9 protein-coding genes and 1 pseudogene are annotated in these 9,836 nt (G+C 58.6%); 4 read left to right on the top strand and 6 right to left on the bottom strand.

Features of this window, described 5'->3' with window-relative positions; genetic code table 11:
• Window positions 1-144: pseudogene (locus VLM75_09325) on the bottom strand (transposase).
• 75 nt (window positions 145-219) lie between these two features.
• Here VLM75_09325 and VLM75_09320 point away from each other — a divergent pair.
• Entirely contained in the window at window positions 220-879 is a 660-nt protein-coding gene (locus VLM75_09320) for a hypothetical protein (protein HSV97121.1), read from the top strand.
• 13 nt (window positions 880-892) lie between these two features.
• On the opposite strand, the gene VLM75_09315 is transcribed toward VLM75_09320, so the two are convergent.
• The 3 genes from VLM75_09315 to mnmA form a co-directional block, all read right to left on the bottom strand.
• A complete protein-coding gene (locus tag VLM75_09315; protein HSV97120.1) occupies window positions 893-2,377 on the bottom strand; it encodes an N-acetylmuramoyl-L-alanine amidase in 1,485 nt (494 codons plus the stop codon).
• Complete coding sequence (locus tag VLM75_09310; protein ID HSV97119.1) at window positions 2,358-3,107, bottom strand: ABC transporter ATP-binding protein; 750 nt, start codon at window positions 3,105-3,107, stop codon at window positions 2,358-2,360. Before VLM75_09310 ends, VLM75_09315 begins: the two co-directional genes overlap by 20 nt.
• Window positions 3,108-3,790: 683 nt before the next feature.
• A complete protein-coding gene (gene mnmA / locus VLM75_09305; protein ID HSV97118.1) occupies window positions 3,791-4,867 on the bottom strand; it encodes a tRNA 2-thiouridine(34) synthase MnmA in 1,077 nt (358 codons plus the stop codon).
• Between the two features lie 339 nt (window positions 4,868-5,206).
• Here mnmA and VLM75_09300 point away from each other — a divergent pair, with 339 nt between their 5' ends.
• Together VLM75_09300 and nadA are read left to right on the top strand one after the other, a co-directional pair.
• Entirely contained in the window at window positions 5,207-6,121 is a 915-nt protein-coding gene (locus VLM75_09300; protein ID HSV97117.1) for a magnesium transporter CorA family protein, read from the top strand.
• Window positions 6,121-7,041: a quinolinate synthase NadA gene (nadA, locus tag VLM75_09295; protein ID HSV97116.1), complete on the top strand. Its 921-nt coding sequence runs from the start codon at window positions 6,121-6,123 to the stop codon at window positions 7,039-7,041. Before VLM75_09300 ends, nadA begins: the two co-directional genes overlap by 1 nt.
• Window positions 7,042-7,075: 34 nt before the next feature.
• On the opposite strand, the gene VLM75_09290 is transcribed toward nadA, so the two are convergent.
• Entirely contained in the window at window positions 7,076-7,456 is a 381-nt protein-coding gene (locus tag VLM75_09290) for an HU family DNA-binding protein (GenBank protein HSV97115.1), read from the bottom strand.
• A gap of 282 nt (window positions 7,457-7,738) precedes the next feature.
• Here VLM75_09290 and VLM75_09285 point away from each other — a divergent pair, with 282 nt between their 5' ends.
• The gene (locus tag VLM75_09285; protein ID HSV97114.1) at window positions 7,739-8,641 is read left to right on the top strand and encodes a leucine-rich repeat domain-containing protein; all 903 of its coding nucleotides are present in this window, start codon (window positions 7,739-7,741) and stop codon (window positions 8,639-8,641) included.
• A 64-nt stretch (window positions 8,642-8,705) separates the two neighbouring features.
• Here VLM75_09285 and VLM75_09280 read toward each other — a convergent pair whose 3' ends face one another.
• The gene (locus tag VLM75_09280; GenBank protein HSV97113.1) at window positions 8,706-9,827 is read right to left on the bottom strand and encodes a 4Fe-4S double cluster binding domain-containing protein; all 1,122 of its coding nucleotides are present in this window, start codon (window positions 9,825-9,827) and stop codon (window positions 8,706-8,708) included.
• Between the last annotated feature and the right edge of the window lie 9 nt (window positions 9,828-9,836).

The raw sequence follows: 9,836 nt of genomic DNA, 5'->3' as shown, positions 1-9,836 counted from the left end.
CTCAACCGATATTTCCCTTCTCTTGTAGCGCTCTATTACCGCAGATTCGAAGGGCAGCTTCCTCAACTTAGGAACCTTTAGATTCACTTCTCCCGCCACCGTATGTAATTTTCGCCCATAATGGCCCGCCCTGGTGTCCTGTCGGCCGCCCTTTTCGCACAGACCGAAACGGGATCGACAAAAGAAGAAAGCCTCGCCTCGCTGCCCGATTTCCAATTGATGATCGGTGGTAACGTGGGCTATGTTACCGGCAATTCAGACATCGAGAATGCTCTTAAAGACAGCGCGCGGTGGTTTGCCGATGAGTATAACGCTGATGCCGGTTATCCGCTTCAGGGGTTTAGGGTCGACAAAACCAGCACACCATCTATCGCTTACGGTTTCGAACTGGGAATAAGAAAGTATTTCGGCGAATGGGGTTTCGGTATAGACGGAGGAATGAACGGGATAACCTACGAATCGGAAATTACGAGCCCGAATTATCCGGATAAATTCGAGTACTCGCTGAGTCTTATCTCGCTCCAGGGCCTGCTGACGGTCTATTACCGGAAGAAAGCGACTGAAAAGAGCTTTTTCGCCCTCGGCGTTGGTGCGGGGCTTTATTATTCGCAGGTAAACGATACATTCGAATCGAACATGCCACTCCCGTCTTCACTGGAGTATATGGAGGAGGAGACATGGGAAGACCTCGCCATAGGCTATCATATAAAAGCGGACTACACCTACGTCCTCGGTCCCGTCGGGCTGACGGCGGGGGTGATGGCTCGCTACGTGGTGTTCGACAGCTATAACGATTTCGATTACGACAGCATTAAAACGGATGACGAAGCGAGCTTCACGGGCGTGTTCCTCTACCTCGCCGCGGGGCTGGCGCTGTAGAGTTTATTCTTTGTCATTTCTCTTTTTCCGCGTCCGGTTTCCCGGCGTACCCAAGGGCCGGATCGAACTCCACCTTCACCTTCTTCCCGAGGAACTCCACCGGGTAGCGGTGCCCCACAAATTTTCCGGCGAGCTTTTTTCGGTATGGGCTGTCCGGATAGAAGTAGTACAACCGCGCGTATAGGTACCAGGCCTGGGAGCGCTCCCCGATGAGTTCGCAGGCGCGCGCGAGCTTCCATAAAAGCGCGTCGGCCGCCGGGTCGGTGGTCCCCATGGAGAGGGCCGCGCGGAGCATGAGCACTCCCTCGCGCGCCGTCCAATGCGACGAGATGAGGCGCGTACCCTCCTTCACAAGCCGCGCGTAATCGCCCTTTTCGACGAGCACGTTAAACGATGCCAGAAACACGGGGCTTCTCTGCGCGCGCGCGTTTTCGAAGAAAAAGCGCAGGGCGTGACTTCCTGGGTGGAGGCTCGGGCCGTACTCGACACGGAAGATATTCTTCGTAATGGGGACGATTTTTACCGGCAGGCCGTCGAGCGTCGCGCGGAATGACTTCGCGTCGACGTCCACGCCGTAAGCCCCGCTGTCGGCGAAAACGTAGATGCCGGGCGAACGGTCGACGATCAGGTTTTGCTGATATCCTGAATTGTCGACCTTCGAGGATATCTTCACCGTCGCGGAGGGAAGTCCGCGTTTGAAGTATTCGGCCACGGCGAGGAAGTATGCTTCGGCCTCCTCGCGGTTGTAGAGCCGCTCCGAAAGGTGCCGCGCGTGCGCCTCGTCCGAGAAGAATCCGGCCTCGCCGATGACGCCCGGGCATAGGTAGCGCGTCTCGCGGAGGATGTGCGCTCCGGTTTCGGGAAACACCGCGAAATCGGAAAGCACCGCGCCTCTTCCATCCATGATGCCGTGCAGGCGCTCGAGGAGCATCCGCGCGAAGTCGAAGCTCGCGGGGTTCACCTCGTCGCTTCCCCAGGCGAGCACGCACGGATAGTTCACGCCGTCGCTCCGCCGTACCGAGCCATTATGATGAATGGAGATCAACAAATCGGGCCCGAAATCTTCGGCCATCTCCACGCGCTTTTTGAGCGGAATGTCGGCGTCGCGTGTGCGGGCGAGTTTGATCTCGACGCCCGCATCGCGGAGCATGGAGGCGAGGATGAGCGCGACGCGGAGGTTGACCTCCTCCTCGGTGATGCCGCCGGGCCCGATGCGGAAGAGGTCTTTTTTGCCAAGGCCGCCGTGGCCGGGGTCGATGAAAATGCGTTTGCCGGCGAGCCACGGGTACTCTATAAGCCTGAGGTCTCCGTCGTATTTTTTACTCATGATGCCGCAGCCAAACGTCCACGGCCCGGCCTGCGCGATACGCGCCGCTATGCCATGCACGAATTCCCTGACGCCAGCATGCGTTTTTTCTACGGCCGGGACGCCGCAGCCCGCGGCGAGCCCGCACACGCACAGAAACGGAATAATGACGCTACGTAACCCGTGGTCCATTGGCCCTCCCTTCGATGAACTGCGTTATAAACGGGTCCTCCGCGGCCCTGAGCTCGTCCACGGTGCCCAAAAAGGCGATGCGCCCGTCGAGGAGCATGGCGATACGGTCGGCGATGTGCCAGGCTGATTTCATATCGTGAGTCACGACGACGCTGGTAACGCCGAGGGTGTCGCGCATTTTAAGGATGAGGCGGTCGACGGCCCCGGCGGTGATGGGGTCCACGCCGGTTGTGGGCTCGTCGTAGAGCACGATCTGCGGTTTGAGCGCAACGGCCCGGGCAAGGCCCACGCGCTTCTGCATCCCCCCAGAAATTTCCGAGGGCATGCGCTCGTTGATGCCGCGAAGCCCAACGAGCGAGAGCATCTCGGGCACTGTTCGGGAAATCTCATCCTCGGGTATGCCGCGCCTGCGAAGGCCGAAGGCGACGTTGTCGAATATGTTCATGGAATCGAAGAGCGCCGCCCACTGAAAGAGCACGCCGATTTTCGCAAGGGCCGCATGTCGCTCGCGTTCGTTTGCGCCGGTGAACTCGAGGCCGTCGATATGGATGGTGCCCGAGTCGGGCGCGAGCAGGCCGATGAGGTGCTTGAGGATGACCGACTTTCCCGAGCCGCTGCGGCCGATAACGCACAGTACCTCGCCTTCGCGCACGGAGAGGTCGACCCCCGCGAGCACGACCTTATCGGCGAAGCTTTTCCGGAGATCCTCGATCTGTATTTTTTCTCTCACGGGGCGAACCTATACCGGCGGCATGGATTGTACTGTACGCGCGTTTCGGCGCAGGGAATTGTCGCATCCGCCGTCCGGCATTTCAACAAGAAAATGTGGTGATGCTTCCCGCTTCCGTGCGAGGGCGGCGAGGGAGGATCGTTGAATTGCCGGCGAGGATGTGCGCTGGATTACCGGTTGAGGAGGTGATGGGTATGAGGGGAAAGTGTACTGCCGGTTATTCATGGTTGACAAAAACTAATGTGATAGTATACTCAATAATCATGAAACGAATCGTTCATATCGCTAAAAGCTTTAAGGAAGCTTCAACGTGGGAAGTCGAGCAGGAAATTTCCATGAGCGTTGAGGAGCGGCAAAAAGCCGCGCGCGCCTTGAAACGGAAATATTTCGGGGAGAAATGTCCTGATGTCAGGTCAGCCTCTCCCAAAAAATGAAATCATCCCATTTCTCTCCGGACACGCTGGAGTTCATGCATCTTCTGCATGAATTCAAGGTGCGGTACCTGATAGTCGGCGGCGAAGCGTCATTTACCATGGACACGCGCGGCTGACGGGGGATGTGGATTTTTTTTATGAGCGGGAAGAGGCAAACGTCGGGAACATGTACAAGGCAATCAATGCGTTCTGGGATGGTGCGATACCGGGAGATATAAAGATATGGTAGATAAGACAGCTATACCCCCTTCACAACGCCGACTCGATCCAGCCGCCACCGAGGACATCGCCTGATTCATCGTAGAAGACAGCGGCCTGCCCTGGTGTGATGCCAGCCTGCGGCCCCGTAAAGCGGGCTTCGATACCGTCGCCACGGGCGGAAAGTGCGGCCGCGAACGGCTGCTGTGTGGAGCGCGTCTTGACGAAGGCGCGAACTTTGTCGAGCGATTCGCTTTTCATAAGCGTGATTTCGCGCGCGTAGAGGCCGTGTTTGAAGAGGTCCTCGCGAAAGCCCGCGACGACGACGTTTCGCGCCGCGTCAATCTCCACGACATACAGCGGCCGCTCGGCGGCGATGCCCAGGCCCCGGCGCTGGCCGATCGTGTATCGGTGTATGCCCCTGTGCCGCCCGAGAATCTTCCCGTCAGTGGAGACGATCTCGCCCGGCGGCGGGATGCAACCGGTGCGCCGCTCGATGTAGCGCGGGTAGTCGTTGTCCTGGACGAAGCATATCTCCTGGCTTTCGGGCCGGTCCGCCACCGCGAGGCCGAGGTCGGAGGCCATCACGCGAATCTCCTCTTTTCGCCGATCGCCCAGGGGGAAGATGGTGCTGCGCAGGATGTCCTGGCCCAGCATGAAAAGGAAGTAGGACTGGTCCTTGTCGCCGTCGACGCCCGCGGAAACGTAATGACGGCCCGATTCCGTGACGCCGAGGCGGGCGTAGTGCCCGGTGGCGAGTTTTTCGCAGCCGATGGAGGCGGCGAATTCGATAAGTTTCCTGAACTTGACCCGCGCGTTGCAGTGGATACAGGGGCTGGGGGTGCGCCCGGCCAGGTACTCGCGGCAGAAGGGGTCTATGATCTCGCGCGAGAAGTCCTCCTCGACGTCGACGAGCACGTGGGGGAACGAGAACGAGCGGGCGATCTCGCGCGCGGCGTTCATGGACTCGGGCGAACAGCAGACATCGTAGCGCCTTTCGCATCCGTCCATGTCGGCGCACAGGAGGATCTTGGCCGTGATCCCCACCACATCGTGGCCCATGTTCTTTAAAAAGATGGCGGCGACGGATGAATCCACCCCGCCGCTCATTGCGACCGCGATTTTCACGCTCTCATCTCCAACGGATTTTTCACGATGTTCCGATGGGTGAGAATTAAATGTCGGGGAATGGTCTGTCATTGCGAGCCCCGGCCTTATCGGGGCGTGGCAATCTCTTTTAATGCCAGGCTATTTAGATACACTTCCCGCCTTTTTTAGATCGCCGCGTCTCCGCACTCCCCGCGATGACATCCCCCCGAAACTCGATTCTCCCCCATTTCCGCTTCCATTAAAATAATAATTGTAAATTTAACAATAAGTATTTTCATATCCTCTGAATCGGCGTTTAATCGGAAAGGGAGTGCCGGGCGATTTGTGATCGTCCCCTTGCGGAATGAGGAACATGCCATGCTGAAAGAGTATTCCATAAGCACCTCCAGGGTCGCTCCCTGTGAACCGGGGCAAGGGTCGGTTCTTGTATACGTCAATCCCACCGAGGACGAAAAACGCTTTCTCGTGAGCGACCTTCTCCTCGACGAACACACCCTGAACTCCGCGCTCGACCCCGACGAGCTCTCGCGGCTGGAGTTCGAGCCGGAGCATCTGGCCGTCATTTTCAAGAAGCCGAAAAACTATTCGACCGAGGACGAGTTCCTGTTCAAGGTGAACTCCATGGGGCTCTTCCTTTTCAAGGAGCGCCTGGTTATCGTGATTCCGGACGACATCCAGCTTTTCAGCGGGAAGGTGTTCAACAATGTGAGATCGCTCCACGACGTGTTGCTCAAGATCCTGTACCGCACGATCTTCCATTACCTGGACCACCTCAAGGCGATCAACATGGTTTCCGAGTCGCTCGAGCAGAAAATCAACGCCTCGCTCGAGAACAAGTACCTCCTCAACCTCTTCAGCCTCGAAAAGAGCCTTGTGTACTATCTTAATGCCATCAACTCGAACGCGGTCGTCATCGACCGCATACGCAATCACGCGGAAAAGCTCACACTCAGCACCGAAAACCGCGAACTCCTCGACGACATCGGCATCGAGAACACCCAGTGCTACCGGCAGGCGGAGATATACTCCAATATTCTCGCCAGCATGATGGACGCGCGCGTTTCGATCGTGAGCAACAACCTCAACGTGCTCATGAATACCCTGAACATCATCACCATAGCCATCATGGTGCCGACTTTCGTGGTGAGCGCGTTCTCCATGAACGTGCGCATACCCATGTCGGGCCTTCATGACGCCTTTTATCTGGTGATAGGACTTGCGCTCCTCTCGATGATCGTGGTCTATTCTTTCTGGAAGTGGAAGAAATGGTGATGACGGTCGAAAAAACCGAAACGCTTGCCGCTGAAATACGCAGGCTCGCCGGCGAGAAAAACGCGCTCATCCTCGCGCACAACTACCAGCGCGCGGAGGTGCAGGCGGTGGCGGACCACACCGGCGATTCGCTGGAGCTCGCGCGCATCGCGGCCGACAACGCGGCGGAGATAATCGTGTTCTGCGGCGTGCACTTCATGGCCGAGTCCGCGGCGATACTCTCTCCCGAAAAGAAGGTGCTGATCCCCGACCCGACCGCGGGCTGCCCCATGGCCGACATGGCTGGCCCGGAAGACCTCGTCGCCATGCGCGAGCGCCACCCGGACGCGATGGTGGTGACCTACATCAACTCTTCCGCCGAGGTAAAGGCCCTCTCGGACGTCTGCTGCACGTCGGCGAACGCGGTGAAGATCGTACAGCGCGTCGACGCACGGCGCGTCATCTTCGTTCCCGACCGCAACCTGGGCCGATGGGTGCAGCGCTTCACCGACAAGGAGATAATCCAGTGGAATGGTTTCTGTCCCATCCACGAGCGATTCAGCGCCGAAGACCTCGCCGAAGCGAAGCGCGCGCACCCCGACGCGCTCGTCATGGTGCACCCGGAGTGCAGGCCGGAAGTGATCGACATGGCCGACGAGGTGTTCTCCACGGGTCAGATGGTGAAGTTCGTGAGGGAAACCGACCGCGCGAAGATCATCGTCGGCACCGAGGAGGGGATGATCCACAAGCTGCGAAGCGTCGCGCCGGAGAGGGAATACATACTCGCCTCGGAGGCGCTTGTCTGCCCCAACATGAAAAAGACCACGCTGGAGAAGGTCCGCGCGGCCCTCGCGAACGAGAGCCCGGTGGTGACCGTGAGTGCCGATGTGCGCGAAAAGTCGCTCGGATGCCTGCGGCGCATGTTCGAGCTTTCGCGATAGGAACGAAAAAGCCGCGACCGGGCGCGGCCTTACGCTATTTTTTTACGGTAGCCTTGAGGGCGAGTTCCTTGTAGCCCTTGCCGAACGTGAATTTGGGAACCTTCGTCGCCTTCTTCGCGGCGATCCTGATCTCCTCGCCCGTGATGGGGTTCCTTCCCATTCGCGACTTGGTGGCCGGACGGACCTTTACGTACATTTTCCCGATCTTCCCGACCGGTACCCGCTCTCCCTTCATCACGCCGGCGTTGATAACGTCGAATACGTCCTCGACGACCTCTTTCGCGCGCGCGCGGGGGATGTCGTGCTTTTCCGATATGTAGTTTACGATTGCCTGCGCGGTGTACTTCTCGGGGTATTTAACCTTTGCCTTGATCGCGTCCTTCTTCACCGTCTTGCTGCCGTTTTCCCTTGCCATACTCTCTCCCTTTTATTGCATGGTGTGTTGGTGATGCCAATCGGGGATCGCGCGTTTACAGCACGGATGCGACGGCAGGAGCTTTCAGGCTCTACCGGCATTAAAGCGACGAAATCCCATGTGATTGAATATCTCGGTAATTCTACGAATTATGTATCAACAAAATCGATTGTGGCGCCGCGTCAAGCATTTTACCGTTAATCGGTCGCGGATCAAAGGGATGCGTGCGAATTAAATAAAAATAATGCTCGACGATGCACCCGCACCATGCGAGAGCGGGCGATGGATGTACGGATCGAAGATCTGTATGGTGAGCTTGCCGGAGGGGTGACCCGCGAGCTGCTGAAAGAGCTCAGCGTGGACATCATCGACAGATACAAGCGTAAAGACCTGGACGGGTTGCGCAGGTATGCCGCGCTCATCAATATCGGGGATGGAGGTCTGGATGCCGGAAGGCTTTTTGCCGCCGTGATTCAGCGGTATCATCCAGACAAGATCGCCATGGTGCGGCGCGAGATGGAATCGCTGCGCGCCGCGGGGAATCTCGACGGACTTGTCCTGATGCGTGAGATTTACCTGTCGGAAGTCCGTCCGGCACGTATCGATCGTTTCGACGATTTCGAGTACGAGGAGGAGTTTTCCTTCGAGAGCGACGACTTCGGGTATACCGAGAAGTCGGAATGCGACGAGGATGCGCCGGCCGGTTACGAGTACGAGGAAGAACTCGATGAGGCGGAGAACTCCGAGGGCTACGGTTTCATCGACGCGGTGAACGGGCTTTTGTTCGGGAACCTCGACTTCAGGGTGGACGGCAACGACCTCGCCGGACTCGAGGGCGAACTCGACCTCTCCGATTTCGAGATAGCCGACCTCGCCGGTATCGAATACTGCGTGAATATCAGCGTGCTGAATCTCTCGGGAAACAACCTGCGGGGAATCGGACCGCTCGCGCTCCTTCGCCGCCTCTCGTCCCTCTTCCTCTCCGACAATGAGATCGAGAATATCGAGTGCCTGGCCGAGCTCGCGAACCTGCGCGAGCTCGATATCTCCTTCAACCGGATCGAGGACATCTCCGTCCTCGAGAAGATGGAGGGACTGGTTTACGTTAACGTTCTGGGGAATCCCCTTGCCGACATGCGCACGGTGGAGAACCTCATGAAAAGGGGCGTAATCGTCATCTATTGACCGCGCGCCATTGCCGGCATCCCGGGCCTGTTGGCGGCGGGTGGATACGCTCCCGTCGGCAATTTTACCGAATTGCTCCAAGCGCCGCGACGAATTCCGCTCGCACCGGTCCGTCCTCCGCCGGGTGCAGACGTTCGAGCGCGGCGCGCGCTTCGCCGCCGCCGATTCTGCCGAGCGCCCAGGCGATCATTCCCCGCACGCGCAAGTCGCCGGTTTCGCCGAAGGCCCGCGCCAGTTCCGTCGTGTAGCGCGTGTCGCCGCTGTTTCCCATGACGCGCGCGACGTTCATCTTCCACCGCCAGAGATCGTCGGCGGACATGTAAAACATGTGCGGCCATATCCGCCGTTCGAAGTGCGCGCGGTCCATGTGCAGCAGCGCGACGAGGTCGAAGTCCTTCGATTTCGCCGCCACGCGCGGGTTGGGCGGAAGCTCCTGTGCGGACCAGGCGGCATTCCGCGGGCAGACGTTCTGACAGCGGTCGCAGCCGTAGATGTACATCCCCATGGGTTCCCGAAGTTCGACGGGCGTGATGCCGTCCCCGAAGTAGCTGAGGTAGGAGATACAGCGTCGCGGGTCGATGGTGCCGTCGCCCTTGAGCGCGCGGGTGGGACAGGCGGCGATGCACGCGTTCCTGCACCAGGAGGGGCAGTCGATGCCGACAGTGGGCCTGTCAGGGGAGAACTCGCGATCGACCAGGAAGGCAAGCGGGAGTATCCACGAACTTCCGCGCACGGCTTTGTTCGAGTAGAGCAGGCAGTTTTTTCCGAACGTGCCGGTCCCCGCGCGCGCGGCGGCCATGCGGTGCGGTATATCGAAGGGCGCTTTGGAGGCCACGCCGTTCTCTTTCAGAAACGAGCGAAAGGCCTTCATGCGCACGGTGAGGCCGTCCCTGGTGACGCGGTCGTCGTCGAGATAACAGCGTCCGAAATGGCCCTCGAGCGAGGATGGAAACGACTCGCGATAATAGGCCTCAATGAGAACAATAATGCTTTTCGCCTCCGGCATTCCCGTGCGCGGATCGGTGCCTTTGAAAAGATCCAGTCCGAGCTTCGGCGCCCATTCGTAGGCCTCGCGGTTTTTCTCGAGGCATTCGAGATGGCTGTCGAAGGGTTCGGCGGTCGTAAATCCGATGTCGACGAATCCGAGGCGATGCGCTTCTTCAATGATGTGTTCTCTGGTCAACATATGCACCCT

The sequence above is a fragment of the Spirochaetota bacterium genome (assembly GCA_035477215.1).
GTDB lineage: Bacteria > Spirochaetota > UBA4802 > UBA4802 > UBA5368 > MVZN01.
Note: the sequence above shows the minus strand (reverse complement) of the source record. Positions and strands in the feature narration are given on the sequence as shown.